Raw genomic sequence first — 20,720 nt, 5'->3', positions numbered from 1 at the left:
AGAAAAGAGTGTAAGAGGAAAGTAAAAACAGCACCAAGAATTGGCGTTGGCGCTGTTTATTTGAGCATGTAATTACCGAGACAAAGCTTACTTTGGAATTATTCGATAGTACTGAAATCTAGATTTCTAGGTACCGCCACACTAACCACCTGAGTGCCTGCGATTAAATCATGCAAGCAGCGTCTATTTTTGCGGAAAACAAACAGGTAATTAAGAATCGATATAAACTGACCAATAACAGGAATATAAACAAAGATGCTCATAGGTAAGATTCGTTTGATCACTATGTTGAACAGTCCTATTTGCTTACCGTCCATATCAACAATCGCAATTTCCATTACATTTTTCCCGATCGTTTGTCCCTTTTTTTGCAGTAAGTAGCCATGACACAATAGGAACACCACCCAGCCATAAATAAACATCATTATTTGTTCGTGTAGTTCAACGGCTCCATTAGAAACTGCTCGATCGAACAAATTGGTATATAAAGCAACTGGAATCATAGCAGCCGCATAAATGAGGCCATCGATAACAAACGCCCAAAAGCGAGACCATCGAGATGCGAGTACAACTGTGTGTGTATTTTCTATTACTTCAGACATGTCCTTTCCTAAGGTAAAAATGGTTATAAGCGTAGGAGAATGGATTTCAGGTAGCGGCTGGTTGATTTACTGAGAAACAAATCTTGAAACTAGTCGGAAAGAAAATATTTTGTGTTCAATAGATAAACCAAACTTTATAAAATCACAAGAAACATATCATAAACAAATAAATTCATATTTGAGTTGGTTTGTTTATGTGAGCTTTATTGCGTAAATACAAGCTATTGAAACGTATTGAAGGAAATTTAAGAGGGTAAATCTTCAGAAGCTCGTTGTCTTTGCTTAACACTCTGTATTAATAAGACTTTTGTTAATTAAAAAATGAGATGTTAGGGGTACAGTTGTTATTTCAGCCCCAATACATGCTCAATGAAATCCGCTTTCTTTTCACGGTACTCTTCTTGCGGCCAACCTTCACAAGACACTTTGAGGGCATTGTATTGCTCAACTAAGGCAGGGGTTGCACGTAGCTTGTCGCGAAACGTTAGAAAGCATTCAAACTCAGAACCATTGGCGACTACTTGCAACGCCACATCATCAGAAGATGTAGATTCCAACATACAAAGTTCGGGTGTTCTTAAGGTATCGAGTTTCTCTTTAAAGCCGAGTGTTGTTAGCCTCCCTATAACATCCTCAAGTTCGCCAAGCTCAACACCTACGGAGATATCCAAGTCGCCTTTAGATACTGCCGATGGAATCGAAGAGGCGCCGACATGCTCGACTCTCGTATTAGGTATCAGCTTTCTGATGTCACGCTCATATCGAGCAAACTTCTCATGACAAGCAGTTTGGTATTGTTCAGCAGGGTAGAACTTCATACTTACTCACTTCTATGGCTGGCTCTGAGCATTAAAAACTATTGAACACACCGATAGCTAACAGAAATAGCGCGATGCTAATTACTCCGATATAAGAGATTCTGGTTCGTTCTTTTTCAGTTGGAATCAATGAAGGGAAGCGCCCTAAAGTGAATACCTTACAGACTATCCAGCCAGAACCGTAACCAATAAATTCAATCACTAGCGACTGAAACATATATCTGAAGAACGCGCTTAACGCCCTAAAATACGCGACTATCACCTCTTCCATTTTCTGTCCTAATTAAAGTCAATTTGGAACAAAAAATGCCACGGGTAGAGATTCATATCAAGTACCTTATACGGAACTACATATGCATACAGTCTTTCAAACGAACACCGTACATCTCATTTAGATCGCTACAATATTTTGGTATACGCTTTTGAGAAAGCACTCGGTATTCCTCAAGTTCATCGATGGGTTCATATGATGAAACATGTTCTTCAACTTCATTCTCCGTTTCAGTCCTTGGTAAAATTAAAGGTGTAGTTGGGTTATTACAGACCACGCTTTCACAAATGGTATCTTGGGAATGGTTAAACTCTTCGGCATCCAAAAAATCAGAGGTCGTTGCAAGAGTAATAGGGGTTAGAAGTAAAAGATTAAGAGGAAGAAAGTTGGTAAATCTCAAATTGTTCATCACTTAAATTAATAACAAAAAATCAAGTGATAATTATTATCAATAAAGAGAGCAATGTATAGAATTTACTGACAGGTCAGAGGTTTCATAAATATCTGAACCTCCGAATAAACGATTAGGACAAGGGGGAAAATCGCCAATATGAATGATTAACACGTGAACTAGGGCTAATACACAACTAAAGATAGTCACTCACTACCGACATGCAATGACTCACTGACTCTTCTTTCTCGCCAACAGGCGCAACATGGTGAATTGCAGCTTCGGCATGTGCTTGGTCTGCTAGTTTACTGATAACCCATGCTGCTAGATATTTGGATGACAAGCAGCCACCCGCTGTAGCAATGTTACCTTTCGCATAAAACGGCTGATCCAACACAGTCACGCCGGATTCAATTACCCATGGTTTCGTTGTTAAATCAGTACAGGCTGGAACTTGATTCAGCAATCCCAATACCGACATTAACAAAGTCCCTGAACATTGACCGCCAATCAATTGTGTTTGTGGATTAAGGCTTAACCTTGAGAGTAATTTAGAGTCTTGGGCAATATCGCGGGTCAACATGCCACTACCGAACAACACCGCATCAGCAGTATTGGCAAATTCCAGAGGTTGCTGAGATTGAATTGTGACCCCATTCATTGAAGTCACTGATTCTGTGGGGCTAGTGATCTGCACATTCCAGCTAAACTCTTTCATTCGATTCAAAATACCCGCTGCGATGAAAGAATCTAGCTCATTGAATCCATCAAATGTTAGTACGGCAATATCCATATTTATCCTTACCTCTTTGAATAATCGAAATTTCAGTTCAAGTATTATATGTACACTAACCCTGAACTGAACATATCAGCCTAAGAGATTACCATCATGCAGTCGCTTTCTTACGCCTATTGCGGTAACTTTTCAAAGCGCCAGTCAACCAATTCTTCTGATGTAAATTATTCACAAACCATTCAATGAATGCTTCTGAGTATCTATGTCGTCCATCTAACTCATAATGGTAATTTGAACATTTGGAGTTCTGAATTTTATTTTTCTTAACAACCGCTTGAAATGAGTGGCTTGTAATATTTACATACTCTTGTTTTGCGTTGATTTCTTCAATGGCCGTTTTCTGGTGATACGGATGAGTGATATCTGGGCCTTTGGTCTCTCGAATGATGATTGCTTTCTCACCGCCGTCACTCAGGGAGAGCGATAAATCACTTTCTGACGATTTTTTAGTCAATGCCAATTTGTAATCTATAGATATAGAAAATTCATCTGAATCACACTCTTTCGCAATTTCAGTAAATTTCGTCAAAAAACTTTTAACTTGGCAAGCGGTAAGCTCTCCATAAGTTTCTTTAATTACCGCAGTTTCAGGCTCAAATCCATCAACAATAAGACTAAGTAAACCCACACTTTGACCAGCTAGTGGGCTATTACCCATTAGTAATTTATACCGTTTTTGATAGTTAAGAACCGTTGCTTGAAATAAACGCGATAGTTGAGGTTGTAACTCTGGAATTAAAAGATGAATAGCCTGATCACGCAAATCTATTAAGGTTTCCAAATTCTTAAATACATTGTCAGAAGGGTCCATTAGCTTAGATATAGCTTCACGAATGCTAATGCTAAAGTCGCCATCTTTAAAAATGCTTGATGCTCCGTCTCTTTTAGCCAATTCCGATTTCAACATAAGCTCCCAAGCGTTCACCATCATAATCGTAAATGCTTCTACACGATTACCTAATGTGGGCCGGTTATATACCTCCAAAGCTAAAGTAAAAGCATCATGACTTCTTTTAATGAGCTGATTTGAGAGCACTTCATCAGGTGACTTTCCTTGAGTATTTTGACTCTGAGACATCAATAAGAAAAACTGGTCATTTGATAGTTGCGTGATACCGCTACATTTCCAAAGTGAGCGACTTACTTTAGTAACATACTTACCTTTTAATTTTTCATTAAAATACTTATTCACCGAGTTAACACTGTAGCCAACCGATTCAGCAACTTCTCTTGCAGTAAATTCGGATCCATTTTCTTCAAGCGTTCGGAGTTCATCCAGTAACTGAAGAAGCATACCTTTTCTAACCATCTCTATTTTCCCTTCGGAAAGCACATGTTCACAATGACTTATGTTTATTTCTAATCACAACACAGCTTTGATATAGCCAAACTGTTGATAAAACACTTTAATTCACATATGCATATAGAGTCACTAACTGAATGATAAATCTGCATTACCTTTGTCCAAAAACAAAAAGCCCCGGTTATAGGAACCGGGGAAACAGGGTGGGATGAGTTTGGCGCGTGCCCGTAAACCAAACTCTCCCCAAGCCTCACCTAAGACTCATGCTCTTAGGTAAAGGATGCTGAGTACTGTTATTGCAAAGTACGGTTATTGAAGCGTCGCGCCTTGCTCTACCCAAGTGCCGATAAGTGCGCGTTCTTCATCAGTCATTTGAGTCATGTTACCGAGCGGCATTACCTTGGTTGTTACGGTTTGAGCAACAATCCTTGGGACGTTGGCTTTAATCTCTTCTGGCGTATCAAACATCACACCACCTGGCGCAGCAGCAAAAGCGGCGTGGCTAGGCGTTGATGAGTGACACACAGAGCAACGCTCTTGAATGACTTTGTTGATGGTTTCAAAACTGACGCCTGCGCTAACAGATTGCGTTGCGTGTGCTGGAGCCTGTTTAGCATCAGTCGTTGCCGAAGCGGTACTGCTCGCAGCAAATTCTTCTGGAGCCGATTCTGTCGCGCTCACTTGCGCTTCTTGAACCACTGGCGCTTGCACAACCGGAGACATCTGTTTTTTCGCGTAAGGTGAGGTAACAAACGCAAGCGTAATCATACCCAGAGCCGCGACTGGCACTGTCCATGCGAACTTCTGACTGCCATGACGTGTATTGAAATAGTGACGCACCAAGATACTGAAGATCGCTAAGCCTGCAAGGATCAGCCAGTTATATTCCGAGCCATAAGTGCTTGGGAAGTGGTTACTGATCATGATGAACAGCACTGGCAGTGTCATGTAGTTGTTGTGACGAGAGCGCAGTAGACCTTTCGCAGGCAGTGCTGGATCCGGTTCGCGTTTCTCTTCAATCGCTTTCACCAAGTTGCGCTGTGCAGGCATAATAACGCGGAATACGTTACCCACCATGATGGTACCAATGATGGCACCCACGTGGATATAAGCACCACGGCCACTGAACACTTGGGTTAGGCCATATGTCGCGGCAACGAGCAACACAAACAGCACAACGCCAAGCAGTACTGGGGTTTTGCCTAATGGCGAGTCACACAATAAATCGTAGATAAACCAACCAGCAACGAATGAACCAATACCAATCGCGATTGCGGTTGTTGAATCAAGGCCAGAGCCCGGTGCAATCAGGTAGATTTCAGCGTTAAGGTAGTAAACCACACCCAGTAGACACACACCGGTAATCCACGTGAAGTAGGCTTCCCATTTGAACCAGTGCAGGTGCTCTGGCATTTCTGGTGGCGCGAGTTTGTACTTCTCTAGGTGATAAATACCACCGCCGTGAATCGCCCATAGGTCGCCTGAAAGGCCCGTTTTAGGGTTAACTCGGTTAAGGTTGTTCTCTAACCAAACAAAGTAAAATGATGCGCCTATCCACGCAACACCAACAATCATGTGAATCCAGCGAATCGCTAAATTCAACCACTCTGTAATATGCGGATCCATAATAAACTCCTGTATCACAACGCTTTAACTAAGCGTTGCTCTTCCTTGTTGTCTTCCGTTGGCAAGTCTTCCAAATGCAATGCCACTCGATCGTTCTCGAAATAAACTTCATCACAGTTGTGTCCTTCTCCGCCTCTATCGACGATCAAGAACTGGTCTTGATCGGTGAGCGCGAGAACTGGGTGATGCCACACCCCTTTGTGATAGTTCACTCCTTGACGGCCGTTGCTCAAGAAAGCTCGGCTATTGGCTAACGTTGGGTTATCGCCTTTTGGTGCAACAACAATTAAATAGGGTTGACCAAGTAATGGAACGAATGCCTGAGAGCCAAGTGGATGACGCTCTAACATTTCGATGGTCAGTGGGTAGCTCAACGGTGTGGCTTGGAAGATGCTGATGATCGCTTCTCCGTCTTGGTCTTGCACATCCGTTGTCGCTAGCTTGTGGTAGCGACGTGTTGATCCACTGTTGATCATGAAGAAATCACTATTATCGGACTCGATAACATCGCCAAACTCAGCAAAAGCTTGCTTGGTTAACGGTTCGATAGATAAACGACGTATTCCATTACTCATACTCATTTCCTTACCTATTTCGCTTTCGTACCAAATAGACGCAAACGGCTAATACCACCATCTGGGAATATGTTTGCACGTACGTGGGTAATCTCACCAAGGTCGTTTACCTCAGAAATGAATTCGTGAATCTCGTGTGCTTGCAGCTTTTGTGCTGGCAAGAGTTCACGCCAGAATAGGCTTTGTGTTTCCACTTGGTCGTCGGTGCCACCTTTCACGTAAGCCGCTTGGATTGAGCAGCTGTCTGGGTAGTTACCTTTGAAGTGAGCTGTGTCCACTACGATACGTTCGATGTTACCTGGGTGGCCTAATGCCACGATTACCCAGTCGTTACCCGGTGTACGACGACGAGCTGTTTCCCAGCCATCACCCATGTTTTCACCGCGGCCTGGGCCTAAGATGTTGGCTTTGTTGCCGTAGTGCTCATCGCTACATGCGAGTGCTCGGCCACCGTGTTCAACGGCTGCTAGGTCGACTTGTTGCTGAGAATCTATTGCGTCCCAATCCACGCTTGGTCGGCCATAAACACGTAGGCGTGCGACACCGCCGTCTGGGTAGATGTTCAAACGTAGGTGCGTAAATACTTGGTCGCTTTCGATGTCTTCAAGATGATGATGATCACCCTGTAGTGCCATTGAAGGCAGAATTTCTTGCCACTCTGTTGAGTCTGTTGGCTCACCTTGTGGTGAATAACACGCGTCAATTGATGCCGAAGGTGGGAAGTTACCTGTGAAGAATGAGGTATCAATATCAACGCCAGCAATGGTGCCAGCTAGGCCAAGGCGAACGACACAGTAGTCGTAACCTTCGCCGCGTTTGCGTCTGCTTTCCCAACCGTCCATCCACTTGCCGTTGTCGTCATATAAGTCGTCTTTCCACTCGGGCGCTGCGTGGCTGAGTAGACGGCTTTTATCCGCGAAAAAATCGTCGGTTGCAAAGATAGCTTCTGCGCCGAGTTTTTCGTCTGCAAGGTTTATGTACTGTTCAAATTTATGGGTCATGTCCGTGTAATCCTATGAAATTAATCAAGTAATAATAAAATGAGAACTTAGTGGCTTATGTTTTTACAAATCAAACCTTTAGCGCACTAAGACTGGGCTGAGATAGCTGTTAACTCCGTTAACTTACATATCCCAGAGACGAAACATTGCGATCTTATTGATCTCTTGAATCGCCGTAGCAAACTCAGTTTCACTATCATTTCCTAATCGCATCTCGAACGACTCAAGAATTTGGTAACGATTGGCTCCCTTCACCGCCATGATAAAAGGGAAATTGAAGCGACTTTTGTAGCTGTTGTTGTAAGAAGTGAATTTTTCAAATTCTTCGGCGCTGCATTGGTCGATGCCCGCCCCCGCTTGTTCTTTGGTCGACGACTCGGTGAGTTCGCCGTTTACTGCTGCTCTGCCCGCTAAATCTGGGTGAGCATTGATCAAAGCCAACTGTTTGCCTTGATCGGCATTTAACAAGGTCGATGCCATTTTCAGATGAAGGTTCTCGATATGATCATCTTCGGCATTCAAACCTTGGTCATACACCGCTTCAGCAACCCATGGGCTGTGTTCGTACACATCAGCAAAGTGCGCGACAAAGGTATCGCGGCTCATGGTTGTTGGTTGGCAAGATCGAAATTCAGTCACGTTAAGCCTCCTTGCTGTTCGTTCTAATTTTGTTGTTCGTTGTATGGGTGATGTTGGTGCCAGTGGTTCGCGATATCGATTCGACGACATAACCACACGCTGTCGTGCTGTTTTACGTAATCTAAGAAACGTCTTAATGCAGCAATACGACCGGGGCGACCAATCAGACGACAATGCAGCCCAACCGACATCATTTTCGGTGCGGTTTCGCCTTCCATATAAAGGGTGTCAAAAGTGTCTTTTAAATATTGGAAGAACTGCTCACCCGAGTTGAAACCTTGCGCGGTTGAGAAGCGCATATCGTTGACATCGAGTGTGTATGGGATCACCAGTTGTGGATGGCCGGTTTCGGTGTGCCAATAAGGCAGGTCATCGTCATAGGCATCTGAGTCATAAAGGAAGCCACCTTCTTCTGCAACTAAACGACGAGTATTTGGCCCCGTTCGACCGGTATACCAACCTTGTGGGCGCTGACCGGTCACTTGTTGGATGATCTCGATCGCTTTGGTCATGTGGTCGCGCTCTTCTGACTCATCAATGTATTGATAGTCTATCCAGCGATAACCGTGGCTACAGATTTCGTGACCCGCTTCGACCATGGCTTTCGCTACGTCTGGGTGACGCTCGATAGCCATAGCGACCGCAAATACAGTCAGTGGGATTTCATATTCATCGAACAAGCCAAGAACACGCCACACACCCGCTCGGCTACCATATTCATAGATGGATTCCATGCTGATGTGACGTTCGCCCTTGATCGGCTGTGCTGACGGGATCTCTGAGAGAAAGGCTTCAGATTCGTCGTCTCCATGTAACAAACAACGCTCACCGCCCTCTTCATAGTTCAATACAAAAGAAACCGCGACGCGCGCATTACCTGGCCATTGAGGGTTTGGAGGGTTAGCTCCGTAACCGATCAAATTTCTTGAATAATCCTTATTCATCCAAGTACTCCTAACATAAGTGGTTGGCTTAGCCGCTGTTTAGCTGGTTCATCAATATGATTCTGCTATTGGTGATTCCGCTATTGGTTATTTCAAAACCGAGCAACCTTACCCCTGTACATTTATTGTATACAATTATTTATCTCAATGTAAAGATTTTGTTATTCAAGTTAAATTTAGATACTTTCATAATTTAAAAACAACAACTTAATAAGCAATAACCTCACCCAAAAACGATAATCAGGATCTATAAAGTCAGAGAAAAAGACACAGAAGTTAACATTTTCCCAACAATTCGCTTTACTAATTGTGTACAGTTCGTACATAGTTAGTGATAACAAAGTGACCAGTTGCACTCTTTTGCAAGGTCGATATGGACAAACAAACCACGGAACAGAGGAGCGCCAAAAGCGCTATTAAAGGACTATGGGAAGACTAACAACACACGTATTAGACACTACTCACGGCTTACCGGGCGCAGAGATCAAGGTAGAGCTTTATAAGGTAAACGAAGACTCAACAGAAAAGCTGGCGACCGTGCTCACCAACTCAGATGGACGAACCGATGCGCCGATTCTGGCTGGGAATGAATTCCGACCGGGGAAATATCAATTGGTGTTCTATGTAGCCGATTACTACAAAAGCAAAGGTGTCGAATTGGATGGTGTACCTTTCCTAGACGATGTGGTTATTCGTTTCGGCTTGGATGATCCCGATGCGCACTACCACGTTCCACTTTTAGTCTCACCATACAGTTTCTCGACTTATCGGGGCAGTTAGTCCTGACGCTTAGAATCCCGATCTAGGCTCAACCACTAAACAATAAACAGATTCATGCGTGATGTGTGCACCCCAAAAGGTGTGCACTCACTAAACACGCTCATATAAAAATACTAACAACGTTATTAGTTAGAAGTTGATGACTAGAGAACAGATAACTAGAGAAATAACGGCTAGGAAAAACCTTAAAACTTAATATTGAAATCTCGCTGTATTCAATAAATGGATCACAACATAAAAGGACTTGCAGACATGAGTGAGAGTAAAACAGAAATACTCAACCAAGATGCGGACAACGGAATTTTAGAGAAACTCTTTAAGATTAAGGCACACGGAAGCAGCGTAAAAAATGAGTTAGTCGGCGGTGTCACCACCTTCGCGACCATGGCTTATATCATCTTCGTTAACCCACAAATCATGGCCGCTTCAGGCATGGATGCAGGGGCAGTATTTGTCGCTACCTGTATTGGTGCCGCGATTGGTTGTTTGTTAATGGGCTTATTTGCTAACTGGCCTGTCGGCCTTGCTCCGGGCATGGGCTTGAACGCCTTCTTCTCGTTCACAGTAGTAAGCGAAATGGGCTACAGCTGGGAAGTGGCGCTAGGTGCGGTGTTTATCTCCGGTATCTTGTTTGTCGGGATGAGTTTCTACAAAGTCCGCCAATGGATCATCGAGAGTATTCCTGAGAGCTTGCGCTATTCCATGACTGCGGGTGTTGGTCTGTTCTTAGGTCTAATTGGATTAAAAACAGCGGGTATCGTCGTCGAAAACCCAGCAACTTTGGTTTCACTGGGTGATTTCACCAAACCAGAAGCTCTGCTTGCTGCTATCGCATTCTTGATCATTGCGGTTCTGAGTGAACGTAAAGTATTTGGCGCGGTACTTATCGGTATTTTGAGTGTAACGCTAGTCGGCATGATGCTTGGCCTAGTTCACTACGATGGCTTCTTCGCTGCACCACCAAGCCTAGCACCAACCTTTATGGCAATGGATATCGCAGGCGCACTGAACGTATCGATGATCAGCGTTATCTTGGCTTTCCTTTTTGTAAACATGTTCGATACCGCGGGTACATTAATGGGCGTGGCTGAGCGTGCAAATCTGACCAATCCTGAAACGGGTAAGATTGAAGGTCTGAGCAAAGCACTGAAAGCCGACAGTATTTCAAGCGTGGCAGGTGCGTGTGTGGGTTGTCCGCCAGTAACCAGTTATGTAGAGAGTGCCGCTGGTGTTGCAGCAGGCGCACGAACAGGCCTCTCAGCAATTGTGGTTGGTGTATTGTTCTTAGCGGCAATTTTCCTATCACCGCTTGCAGGTATGATCCCAGCTTACGCTACGTCTGGTGCTCTTATTTACGTCGCATTCGTGATGATGAGCAGCATGCAGCACGTCGATTGGAAAGACTTTACTAACGGCGCACCAGCCGCGATTACCGCACTGATGATGCCGCTGACCTTCTCTATCGCTAATGGTATTGCACTGGGTTTCATTACCTACACCGTGCTTAAACTGGCGACAGGTAAAACCAAAGATGTGTCTATCTCGATGTACTTCCTAGCGGTTATCTTTATCGCCAAGCTAGTGTTCATCGGTTAACCATCAAACGCAACTATCGCTTGGCCTGTTCGCAGGCCGAGCTATCAAAAAACAGGTTACAACATCATTTTTAAGAAAAAGCTAATTGTGCTAATCAGCGGAACACACAAGCAACCCGTTACTTTAGCGCACCTTTTTTATGACCCTACGCAGTTTGTAGAAGTCATTATTTGACCGCCAATCGTCTGTAAACGGAAACGCAGGCAGAGGAATATCAAATGAAACTTCTGTACACCCTTAATGAAAGACCGCCTCATGGGCTAACCCTTCTACTCGCTTTACAGCACATGCTCGCCTCGATTGGTGGCATCGTCGCTGTCCCTCTTATTGTCGGCGCCTCCATCGGCCTACCCAACACAGAGATCGTTTCACTGATCAATGCAGCGCTATTGGCGTCTGGTATTGTGACTGTCGCGCAATGTCTTGGCTTTGGCCCTGTTGGCATTCGATTGCCCGTTGTTATGGGTTCGAGCTTTGCCTTTTTAGGTGTGGCTATTTCGATCGGTAACGAAGGTGGTGTCGCCGCCATTATGGGCTCGGCGCTTATCGGCTCGTTTGTGGTCATTGGTGCCAGCTTCTACATGGACAAGGTTCGAAAGCTGTTCCCAACCGTGGTAAGTGGTGTTGTGGTTACCTTAATCGGCTTAACCATTTTACCGGTTGCCATGAACTGGGTTGGCGATTCTCCTGCCAACACGGAACAATTCGCCACGCTACCTAAACTGTTTCTCGCACTGGTCTCTTTGGGGATAGTGATTGGCGTATCGGTTTACTGTAAAGGCGCGGTTGCGGCCTCCGCTATCGTGATTGGCCTAGCAGGCGGTTACATTGTGGCGCTGTCACTCGGTATGGTCGACCTTGAACAAATAAGTTCTGCGGCTTGGGTCGGTGGTCCTGAACCTTTCAAATACGGCTTTACCTTTTCTGCCAGTGCCATCATCAGCATGAGCTTGGTGTACATCGTGGTTATCGCGGAAGCGACAGGCGACTTCATGGCGCTTGGCAACAACTGTCAAACCCAAGTCAGCGGTAAAGATCTAAAACGTGGATTACTGGGTGATGGCCTTGGTAGTACCTTATCTTCGATTTTAACAGCGATGCCACTAGCGTCATTCAGCCAAAACGTCGGTATTGTAGGTATCACAGGTGTGGCAAGTCGCTATGTAGTGGCTGCAACAGGTGGCTTGCTGATTTTAGGTGGTTTATTCCCGAAATTAGCTGCTATTGCCGTCACGATTCCTAAACCCGTATTAGGCGGCGTGGGTTTTGTCATGTTCGGAATGATTGCCTACGCGGGTATCCGCATGTTGATCAAAGCCGCAGACACCAAGCGAAATGCCTTGGTAATCTGTGTAGGTTTAGCGTCTGGCTTAGCCGTCACCTTCGAGCCAAGACTGCTGCAACACTTGCCACATGATTTGGCGAACTTCCTGCACTCTGGCATTACGACTGGCACCATCATGACGGTTGTTCTTAACCTTGTGTTACCAAAATCATCAAAAGCTGAAGAACAAGAAGCGTTGGCCGAGAGCCAAGCGCAAGTTGAGCTAGAAATGAAAGAACAGGCTGAAGAAGAACTACACTCAGACGAGCAATTAGAGATTCAACAAGCAAGTACAGAAACAGATGTTCAAGCGGCATCAAAAAACCCTGAGCCCAAAACGAACTAGCTGATTCTCGAACTAACGTAAAACCGATTTTCACAGAATCAGGGAATGATTAGAACATTGAACGTTTTAACGCCCCTGATTCGAATTTATCTATCAACAGCAAATACCAATAAAGACCCTCTTCCCTGAAAAGGCTGAGATGGCTAAGGACTACTATGAATGGAAACCATCTGGATTAAGAATCCTCTCGCAATCTACACTGGCTCACTCGCTGATGCAGAAGGCGGTATTGTCATTAAAGGTAATACAATCATTGAGCTGGTTGGCAAACACAAAGAGCCGACCTTACCCGTAGATTACAGCGTTGACGCCTCTCGTCATGTTGTGACTCCTGGACTTATCAATGCGCACCACCACTTCTATCAAACCCTAACGCGTGCCTACCCCGGCGCACTCAATAAAGAACTCTTCCATTGGCTGCAAAGCCTCTACCCGGTTTGGGCCAACCTCGATTCTGAGATGATGAGCCTAGCTACAGAGCTAGCATTGGTTGAGCTGATGATGTCGGGCTGTACTACCGCATCCGATCACCATTACTTGCTACCAAACGGGCTAGAACATGCCATCGATTTGCAAGTCGAGGCGGCAGAGAAGCTAGGCGTGAGAGCGATATTTACGCGTGGCTCAATGAGCTTAGGGGAAGATGAAGGTGGGCTACCTCCAAGACACACCATTCAAACCGAACAAACCATCATTGATGACAGCCAACGCTTGATTCGTGATTACCACCAGCGTGATGAAGGGGCGATGATTCAAATCGCGCTCGCGCCTTGTTCGCCATTCTCGGTCACCACGGATCTGATGAAAGAGACCGCCAAGATCAGTGAGCGTGAGAACGTGATGATGCACACCCACCTATGCGAAACGCTCGATGAAGAAGACTTCTGTATCGAGAAGTTTGGCCTACGCCCTGTCGATTATCTGGAAGATGTGGGCTGGCTGAATGAACGCACTTGGCTCGCTCATGGTATTCACTTCAACCCAGAAGAAATCAAACGGTTGGGCAAAGCGGGCATTGGTATCAGTCACTGCCCAACTTCCAATATGATGTTGGCTTCCGGTATTTGTAAGAACAACGACCTTGAAGCGGCTGGCGTTAAGGTCGGACTGGGTGTTGATGGTTCAGCTTCAAACGACGGCTCTAATATGATTGCCGAAGTTCGCATGGCGATGTACCTACAACGCCTGCAATATGGCTCTGCTAATGTTTCACACTTCGACGCATTGCGCTGGGCAACCTCAGGATCTGCCGCCGCAATGGGCAGAACCGACATTGGTACGCTAGAGGTCGGTAAACAAGCCGACATCGCGATGTTCAAACTGGATGACATTCGCTTCTCTGGCAGCCACGATCCACTGGCAGCACTATTGCTCTGCGGCGCTCAACAAGCGGATAAGCTGATGGTGGCCGGAAAATGGCGAGTTAACGATGGAGCAGTGATTGGCGTAGACATGGAGCAGTTGATGCACCGCCACCATGCGGCTGCGATGAAGCTAGGTAAGTTGGCAATGAATAATAACTAACGCCAATGCTTGTCCATCAAGCAGTGTATATCTCACGATGATGGGCAAGCTTCCTTAATGCTGTTAATACAAATTCACTCCTGACTATTAAATACGCCATCCTATTGGTTGATCGCCTCCTAAATACCCAATCAACCTCCACCCTATAATTAATATCTCTAATTTAATCATTACTAATTTAAATTCAGCTAATTTAATTAAAGCTAAATATTAAACCTCTTATTTATTTGGCACAGGTCAAATTTAAAACGCTCGTTCTAATTATATAAACATCAATTCAATCAACAGATTTAGTAATAATCACAACAATTATGATAATTACATTTCTATCACTTAACTCATTGGTGAATAGAATGAAAATCTCCGACGCCTTTCTAGATATAGCCTGAAGAAAGAACAGAAACTAATGATTTAAATATCACCAAATTAAATAGATCAACAATCAAACAATACGGATCCGAATATGTGATCTAAATAGAACTTTTCATTATAAATTTACTATAGATTGACCAAATCTTATAAAAACAAAAAGCACATTAATGGAGAGTGCATTTAAATACCCACAACATAATTACAACAATAACAATATAAAGAATTCAATAAGCCCGCATAAATATATAGAAATACCATTTTCATGGTAGGGGGACTTATTGTCTCTAAAAAAGCTAATAACAAATCTAACAGGGATAAAACATGAAAAAAATCACACGAACACTCGTATTATCTTCGATCTCGATTGGGCTACTTTCCTCTTTTGCTTTCACTTCTCAAGCAGCGCCAATTCAAGTTAATCAAGCGTCAGCCGAACAGAATATTCCTCAAATCACCTACGATACGATCATCGGTGAAAATGGCGTCTTTATCGATCTAGAAACCGACAATTTCATCCTCAAGCAGCAAGAGTGGTACCAAATCCAAGCTTATGTAGAGGGAGCACTGGCACTGCCCGTAACAGAAACCAGTATGAAATCGGCTTTTAGCATTCCTAACGACATTCCTTTCTCTAACTTCCAAGCCTTAGTTCAGCAATACTCAAATATCCATGACACCGCTTTCTACTGGAAAAAAGACCTGTACCCAAGCATCGTTAACCTATCACTAAGCCTGGCTAACTACGCGCAAATCAAAGACTACATGCTTAATCCTTTGAGCGACGCCCTTAATGAGATGTTGGCAAAGGCATTCTCACCGTTACCAGAAGATATTGAAGCCGTTGAACGCAACCGAAAAATGGCGATTGCTTACCTGAAAAGCCTGCAAAACTTTTCATTGAGATACCAGCAAGAGGTGTCCGATGTGGGTGATAACTTGTTGGACTTTTCTGCGCAACTAGACACGCAAAAGCTGCAACTTGAAGTGTTAGAAGGCACACATAACGGCTATCTAACGGATGATGGCAGTGCACTTCAACAGCAAGTAAACGACATCAATGCCCGAATCGCGCAGCTCAACAGAGACTACACTCACTACGTCACAGTTGCCTCTACCGCCGTGACCTACGCGTGGTTCCCTTTGGTTGCTGTTCCAATCATGGGTGTCTACGGAGATAAAGCAGAGAAAGCACGTAAGCTTCGCAATGAACTGCAAAATGAAGTTAAAGATTTAGAAGAACAATTGTCTTACACACAAAAGGTATATAACTCTTACCATCGCTCTTCAGAAAGCATTGATCTTATATCTCAGCAAATTGAAGATGCTATCCCACATATTAATAAGCTGAAGTTAAATTGGCAGAAAATGAATACCGACTTCACATCACTGCTTGCAGCATTGGATGAAGCTCAAAACAATGCCGACATCATGAAAGACGACGCAATGCTTGGTGCTATCGGTGCATTAGCCAATACATCGGTTGCAGAAATGAACTGGAATAACATCAGCGAGAAAGCTAAGGCATTTGCAAATAATGCTTATATTCAAGAAATGGAGTAGTCCATAACCATCGACAAATAGCTCGGCAAAGCGACGCCTCGCTATAAGTTAAAGCAGCAAGACCAATAAAAACAAAATAACAACAGAACACCACGCCTTATGAAAAATAAGGTGTTGGTTTCTGCTACCCAAAATTTGGCTAATACTCATTTCGACAGGACATTAATATGAGAATTCTACCGATTATTATTTCTCTTTCATTATCTCCACAAGCTTTTGCTAGTGACTGGCTAGAGCTTAATAACTTGCCTAATTCCACCGAATACCCAACTTGGGTTCAATCTGCTTATTCCGATGTCGATGTTCTCTCTCGATCTACATCTGATCTCCACATCAACCTCAGTGACTGGATTGCGGAGCAGAACCTCTACGTGACTAAACCCTCAAAGATCGTCGTTTTCGCCGATACCATTGAGATTCCAGAAAACTTCAACTTGGTAGTGAATAACCAAAACATTCTCATATTTGCCCGTAAAATTGTCGGTCAAGGTGCCCCGACGTTCGTTCTCGGGCAACAAGGCGCGGCAGCATCAGTGACTGTGATTGCAGGAGAGATCGAAACTCCGATTAATGTCCTCGCCTTCCAAAACGATGGCAGCATCACACGAGATGCCCTTTCTGCAGAAGACGGCGATGGAACCTCTGTGGTACTAGCAGGTGAACACTACCGCAGAACCACCATCGACTCGAACATTACAGGGCAAATGAAACTGGCAACCACCCCTTTTACCGACATTGTTAACCGCTCTTTTGATATGGCTGCCAGCTTATTCGACAACAACCCAGAGCTTAGCCTCGAACTGATTAACTGGATTGAGCAGAGTTTGCGTCACGCAGGCTCAGTGGTGGAAGATGACCCTATCCTTTCAGACCTGTACCTTCAAACCGTTGCCTTGAAACAGTTCATTAGTTTCAGCACTAAAGAGAGCAACTATGTGCCTTATCTCGACAAGGTGCTCTACCAAGGCAAATACGAAACGTACCTGAATGCAATGATCGCGTATCAAGCGCAGTGGGATATCATTCAAGACAGAAGTACAGTGATCGAAGACAAGATTGAAGCTGCGAAGTTAGCACTCGCTAACGTTGAAGACGTTCTCAGAGCGCAAGACTCGATCATCACTCAAACCCAATCTAACATAGACAAAATAGGCGACAGCCTGACCGAAATCGACAGCCAATACAAAGCTCAGGAGCTTGTGACACTGAGTGCAAGAACCACTTACTTGGTCGGCGTGGAAAACTGGAAAACTCAGCAAGAGCTCAATGCAGCGTTGGCTATCTTCAAAGCCATCGCAGAGATAGGCAGTGCCGTCAGCGGCATGTTCACGGGAAATCTATCTGGTGTGAACGACCTCACCGAGCAGTTGGCTAAAACGCCAGAAGCACTGGATAAAGCGAAAAATTTAGTCACCAATATCAAATCAGTCACGGGGATCATTGATAGCGTTACCAAGACCATTTCGGGCATCGCACAACTCACCGCCGATGTGAAATCGACCATCAAACTTCATAAAATCTCTGAAGCGATGGATGGCTTTGACTTTAATATTCCGACTTTGAATGAGAGCAATCTTGCTTGGGACCTGATGATCACAGAGATCCGCAGTAATTTAAGACTTGCTGATACCTTGGGAATTAAAGGTGCGAGACAATACTTAGTCGAACTTGAAAAACAGGTGCTATTAGGCAAAGCAATTAACATCACTCAGCTTAATTTTGCACAAGAGCAATCTAAACTCGTCGACCTTTTATTGACCAAAAACGTCACCTCTAATCAACAGCAAAGGTTGAGTGACGCCATTGAGGGTTATCAGGTAGACAGCGAAAGTTTCGACTCCATCGAGCGTGAGCTGTCGCGAGTGCTAATGCACTTCAAACGACCAATGTACGTGGCTTTGTCTAACTATGTTCAGGCATACGAATACTGGGCGTTGAAACCAAGTGAGATCACACCTTCGCTGAATAAAAGTTACTTGGACTACCAGTTTGACCTTGCGTCCATAGAAAGTGAGTATGTGAATGCACTCTCTTCATTCCAGCCAGCACCACAAGACTTCACTATCGACAACTACACCATCTCTAGCCCAGAGCAACTCGATAGCTTCGCAACTACTGGCGAGTTGAACTTCACTATTCCATTAGGGCAAGCACAACTATGTTCATTCGACCGAGTCAGACTCTCTACCGTGCGTGTGTTCTTAGAAGGGGAAAACTTACCTTATGGCAAGCAGCTCAACCTTGGAATATCGAGTTCAGGTAACTATGCCGACCGCTATCAGGATCAGGATTACCAATTCAGTTCAAACCCGGTCTCACGAGCGTTTTACTACCGCTTGGATGATCCAACCACCAATGACGTTAGCATCATCACAGATGGCGCAGTGGCGAATAAATTCGAATATGCGTATTTCCAGCCAACTCCATTCTCGACATGGAATGTCAACCTCAACAACTTTGATGAGGCAGACCAAACCAACAACCAATACCTAAAAGATGTCGAACAAATTAGGGTTGAGTTCTTAGGCAGTGGTATCCCGAATGGCAACAGTTGTTCTAACTGATGTGAGGAATAGCCAAGCTATCTCATAACCATAAAAAAGGCCGACATGATGTCGGCCTTACTTATTCATCCACTCTGTTCGAGTTTTGGAATCAAGTTATGTCCTAATCCATCAAACTCTTAGACTTAATCGCTTTCTTAGAAAGCTCTTTGGCAAAGGCTTTGATATCAGTTTCAAACTCATCAACGCTTTGGCGGATTTCATCCAGCTGAACGGTCTGCATCACGCGGTTCTCCATTACGATTTGACCGTTAACGATGGTCGTGTCGATATTGCTTGGGTTCGCTTGGTAAACCAAGGTCGCGTATGGGTCGTAATTTGGCATCATGTTCGCCGATTGTGTCTCTACAATCACGATATCCGCTTTCTTACCTGCCTCAAGAGAACCGATTTGGTCTTCCATGTGTAGGGCTTTTGCGCCACCTAATGTCGCCATATCAATCACCTGTTCAGGAATCATGATGGTGCGGTCAGAATGCTTTAAACGTTGCATATTTGCTGCGTAGCTTAGTGTACGCATGATATCGACTTGGTTTGAACTCATCGGGCCGTCTGTTCCCAAACCAATACGCATATCAGCACGGTACATCTCCCACGCAGGTGCGATACCCGTTGCGCCCTTGGCATTAGCCATTGGGTTATATGAGATGCCAGCATTGGCTTGTTTCAGAAGTTTCTGGTCGTTCTCTGAAAGGTGGATACCGTGCGCAATCACCACACGCTCAACGAGCACGCCAATTTCGTCCATGTATTCGACAGGTGATGTCGCTTTGGTTTCGTCTTTGATGCGCTTTTCTTCATTCGGGAATTCAGCAACGTGAATCAACACGGGTACATCGTATTGAGCAGACAGCTTATTGATTTCTTGCAGCTTATCTTTGCTCACGGTGTACACCGCGTGTGGTGCATACGCGGGAGTGATTAGCTCATCGTTTTTGTATTGCTCAATAAAGCCCTTGGCATACTCGATGCCGCCGTAAGGTTCTTTGGCATCAACCACAGGGAATTTAATCACGGTTTCACCGAGCACGGCGCGCAGGCCGACTTCTTTGGTCGCCTTTGCCATTTCATCCATGTGGTAATACATGTCGGCGTAAGTTGTCACACCACTTTGCGCTAATTCGATGCTGCCTAGCTTAGTCGCGTTGTAAATCAGTTCACGGCTAAGCTTTTCGGCTTCTAACGGGAAGAAGTAAGCAAACAGACGATTCGAAATGCCCTCTTCACCCAAACCACGAAACGCAATCATAGGTAGATGGTTGTGAGCATTGACCATGCCCGGCATAACAATCCCGTCTTGAGCATCAATCACCTTTTCAGCGCGATATTGAGTAATTAAATCCTCGTTACCAACAGCGATAATCTGATCGTTTTTCACGACGACAACACCATCTTCAATCACATCCATTTCTGAATTAATCGTCAGTATCTGTCCATTTTTGATGATCAGATCAGCGTTGTATGTTTGAGTCGCGACTGTCGAACCGCAACCTGCCAACAGAACTGCGCTGATGGTGCATGCCAAGCTTTTAAGCGTCATTGCTAAACCTATATGTTGTGCGTGTAATATTGTTAGAAGCTTCACTTTGGTGTTCTGAGCTCTTCACTCTTAAAACCAGTAAGTGTCGCTAATTTTTGCGACACTATACCCTTATCTTTAAATAAAATGGCATACCTAATCGAGCCAA

General features: G+C 44.5%; 18 protein-coding genes. 6 read left to right on the top strand and 12 right to left on the bottom strand.

What is annotated here, in order from left to right:
- Positions 1 to 98: 98 nt before the first annotated feature.
- From L0992_22220 to puuE, 11 genes are all read right to left on the bottom strand, one after another.
- Entirely contained in the window at positions 99 to 602 is a 504-nt protein-coding gene (locus tag L0992_22220) for an RDD family protein (GenBank protein ID XGB69114.1), read from the bottom strand.
- A gap of 344 nt (positions 603 to 946) precedes the next feature.
- Positions 947 to 1,420, bottom strand: coding sequence for a GrpB family protein (locus L0992_22215; protein XGB69113.1), 474 nt, complete (start codon positions 1,418 to 1,420; stop codon positions 947 to 949).
- 31 nt (positions 1,421 to 1,451) lie between these two features.
- Positions 1,452 to 1,691 (bottom strand): hypothetical protein, encoded by a 240-nt coding sequence (locus tag L0992_22210; protein XGB69112.1) that lies wholly within the window; start codon positions 1,689 to 1,691, stop codon positions 1,452 to 1,454.
- Positions 1,692 to 1,767: 76 nt separating this feature from the next.
- Positions 1,768 to 2,091: a hypothetical protein gene (locus tag L0992_22205; protein ID XGB69111.1), complete on the bottom strand. Its 324-nt coding sequence runs from the start codon at positions 2,089 to 2,091 to the stop codon at positions 1,768 to 1,770.
- Between the two features lie 187 nt (positions 2,092 to 2,278).
- Entirely contained in the window at positions 2,279 to 2,875 is a 597-nt protein-coding gene (locus L0992_22200; protein XGB69110.1) for a DJ-1/PfpI family protein, read from the bottom strand.
- A gap of 94 nt (positions 2,876 to 2,969) precedes the next feature.
- Positions 2,970 to 4,187 (bottom strand): DUF3644 domain-containing protein, encoded by a 1,218-nt coding sequence (locus tag L0992_22195; GenBank protein XGB69109.1) that lies wholly within the window; start codon positions 4,185 to 4,187, stop codon positions 2,970 to 2,972.
- 303 nt (positions 4,188 to 4,490) lie between these two features.
- The gene (locus L0992_22190; GenBank protein XGB69108.1) at positions 4,491 to 5,807 is read right to left on the bottom strand and encodes a urate hydroxylase PuuD; all 1,317 of its coding nucleotides are present in this window, start codon (positions 5,805 to 5,807) and stop codon (positions 4,491 to 4,493) included.
- Between the two features lie 14 nt (positions 5,808 to 5,821).
- Positions 5,822 to 6,382 (bottom strand): ureidoglycolate lyase, encoded by a 561-nt coding sequence (locus tag L0992_22185; protein XGB69107.1) that lies wholly within the window; start codon positions 6,380 to 6,382, stop codon positions 5,822 to 5,824.
- 14 nt (positions 6,383 to 6,396) lie between these two features.
- Positions 6,397 to 7,383, bottom strand: coding sequence for an allantoicase (gene alc / locus L0992_22180; protein ID XGB69106.1), 987 nt, complete (start codon positions 7,381 to 7,383; stop codon positions 6,397 to 6,399).
- A 123-nt stretch (positions 7,384 to 7,506) separates the two neighbouring features.
- A complete protein-coding gene (gene uraD, locus L0992_22175; GenBank protein ID XGB69105.1) occupies positions 7,507 to 8,022 on the bottom strand; it encodes a 2-oxo-4-hydroxy-4-carboxy-5-ureidoimidazoline decarboxylase in 516 nt (171 codons plus the stop codon).
- A 23-nt stretch (positions 8,023 to 8,045) separates the two neighbouring features.
- Positions 8,046 to 8,966, bottom strand: coding sequence for an allantoinase PuuE (gene puuE / locus L0992_22170; protein XGB69104.1), 921 nt, complete (start codon positions 8,964 to 8,966; stop codon positions 8,046 to 8,048).
- Between the two features lie 426 nt (positions 8,967 to 9,392).
- On the opposite strand from puuE, the gene uraH reads away from it, so the two are divergent.
- The 6 genes from uraH to L0992_22140 all read left to right on the top strand — a co-directional run bounded on the left by uraH (position 9,393) and on the right by L0992_22140 (position 19,032).
- A complete protein-coding gene (gene uraH, locus L0992_22165; GenBank protein XGB69103.1) occupies positions 9,393 to 9,746 on the top strand; it encodes a hydroxyisourate hydrolase in 354 nt (117 codons plus the stop codon).
- A gap of 252 nt (positions 9,747 to 9,998) precedes the next feature.
- Positions 9,999 to 11,342, top strand: a complete 1,344-nt coding sequence (locus L0992_22160) for an NCS2 family permease (GenBank protein ID XGB69102.1) — start codon at positions 9,999 to 10,001, stop codon at positions 11,340 to 11,342.
- 218 nt (positions 11,343 to 11,560) lie between these two features.
- Positions 11,561 to 13,012, top strand: coding sequence for a purine permease (locus tag L0992_22155; protein XGB69101.1), 1,452 nt, complete (start codon positions 11,561 to 11,563; stop codon positions 13,010 to 13,012).
- Positions 13,013 to 13,171: 159 nt separating this feature from the next.
- On the top strand, positions 13,172 to 14,536 hold the full coding sequence (locus tag L0992_22150; protein XGB69100.1) for an 8-oxoguanine deaminase: 1,365 nt from the start codon (positions 13,172 to 13,174) through the stop codon (positions 14,534 to 14,536).
- 693 nt (positions 14,537 to 15,229) lie between these two features.
- Positions 15,230 to 16,468, top strand: a complete 1,239-nt coding sequence (locus L0992_22145) for an alpha-xenorhabdolysin family binary toxin subunit A (protein XGB69099.1) — start codon at positions 15,230 to 15,232, stop codon at positions 16,466 to 16,468.
- A gap of 167 nt (positions 16,469 to 16,635) precedes the next feature.
- The gene (locus L0992_22140) at positions 16,636 to 19,032 is read left to right on the top strand and encodes a hypothetical protein (protein ID XGB69098.1); all 2,397 of its coding nucleotides are present in this window, start codon (positions 16,636 to 16,638) and stop codon (positions 19,030 to 19,032) included.
- Between the two features lie 103 nt (positions 19,033 to 19,135).
- Here the strand turns inward: L0992_22140 and L0992_22135 are convergent, their stop codons facing one another.
- Positions 19,136 to 20,572 (bottom strand): amidohydrolase, encoded by a 1,437-nt coding sequence (locus L0992_22135; GenBank protein ID XGB69097.1) that lies wholly within the window; start codon positions 20,570 to 20,572, stop codon positions 19,136 to 19,138.
- Positions 20,573 to 20,720: the final 148 nt, after the last annotated feature.

Source organism: Vibrio pomeroyi (assembly GCA_041879425.1).
Classification (GTDB): Bacteria; Pseudomonadota; Gammaproteobacteria; order Enterobacterales; family Vibrionaceae; genus Vibrio; species Vibrio pomeroyi_A.
This window is presented reverse-complemented; position numbering and strand designations above follow the sequence as displayed.

What these genes read in the sequence shown, in the direction of transcription:
- L0992_22220 (XGB69114.1), bottom strand. Translation starts at nt 602, where the DNA reads ATGTCTGAAGTAATAGAAAATACACACACAGTTGTACTCGCATCTCGA.
- L0992_22215 (XGB69113.1), bottom strand. Translation starts at nt 1,420, where the DNA reads ATGAAGTTCTACCCTGCTGAACAATACCAAACTGCTTGTCATGAGAAG.
- L0992_22210 (XGB69112.1), bottom strand. Translation starts at nt 1,691, where the DNA reads ATGGAAGAGGTGATAGTCGCGTATTTTAGGGCGTTAAGCGCGTTCTTC.
- L0992_22200 (XGB69110.1), bottom strand. Translation starts at nt 2,875, where the DNA reads ATGGATATTGCCGTACTAACATTTGATGGATTCAATGAGCTAGATTCT.
- L0992_22195 (XGB69109.1), bottom strand. Translation starts at nt 4,187, where the DNA reads ATGGTTAGAAAAGGTATGCTTCTTCAGTTACTGGATGAACTCCGAACG.
- L0992_22190 (XGB69108.1), bottom strand. Translation starts at nt 5,807, where the DNA reads ATGGATCCGCATATTACAGAGTGGTTGAATTTAGCGATTCGCTGGATT.
- L0992_22185 (XGB69107.1), bottom strand. Translation starts at nt 6,382, where the DNA reads ATGAGTAATGGAATACGTCGTTTATCTATCGAACCGTTAACCAAGCAA.
- alc (XGB69106.1), bottom strand. Translation starts at nt 7,383, where the DNA reads ATGACCCATAAATTTGAACAGTACATAAACCTTGCAGACGAAAAACTC.
- puuE (XGB69104.1), bottom strand. Translation starts at nt 8,966, where the DNA reads ATGAATAAGGATTATTCAAGAAATTTGATCGGTTACGGAGCTAACCCT.
- uraH (XGB69103.1), top strand. Translation starts at nt 9,393, where the DNA reads ATGGGAAGACTAACAACACACGTATTAGACACTACTCACGGCTTACCG.
- L0992_22160 (XGB69102.1), top strand. Translation starts at nt 9,999, where the DNA reads ATGAGTGAGAGTAAAACAGAAATACTCAACCAAGATGCGGACAACGGA.
- L0992_22155 (XGB69101.1), top strand. Translation starts at nt 11,561, where the DNA reads ATGAAACTTCTGTACACCCTTAATGAAAGACCGCCTCATGGGCTAACC.
- L0992_22150 (XGB69100.1), top strand. Translation starts at nt 13,172, where the DNA reads ATGGAAACCATCTGGATTAAGAATCCTCTCGCAATCTACACTGGCTCA.
- L0992_22145 (XGB69099.1), top strand. Translation starts at nt 15,230, where the DNA reads ATGAAAAAAATCACACGAACACTCGTATTATCTTCGATCTCGATTGGG.
- L0992_22140 (XGB69098.1), top strand. Translation starts at nt 16,636, where the DNA reads ATGAGAATTCTACCGATTATTATTTCTCTTTCATTATCTCCACAAGCT.
- L0992_22135 (XGB69097.1), bottom strand. Translation starts at nt 20,572, where the DNA reads ATGACGCTTAAAAGCTTGGCATGCACCATCAGCGCAGTTCTGTTGGCA.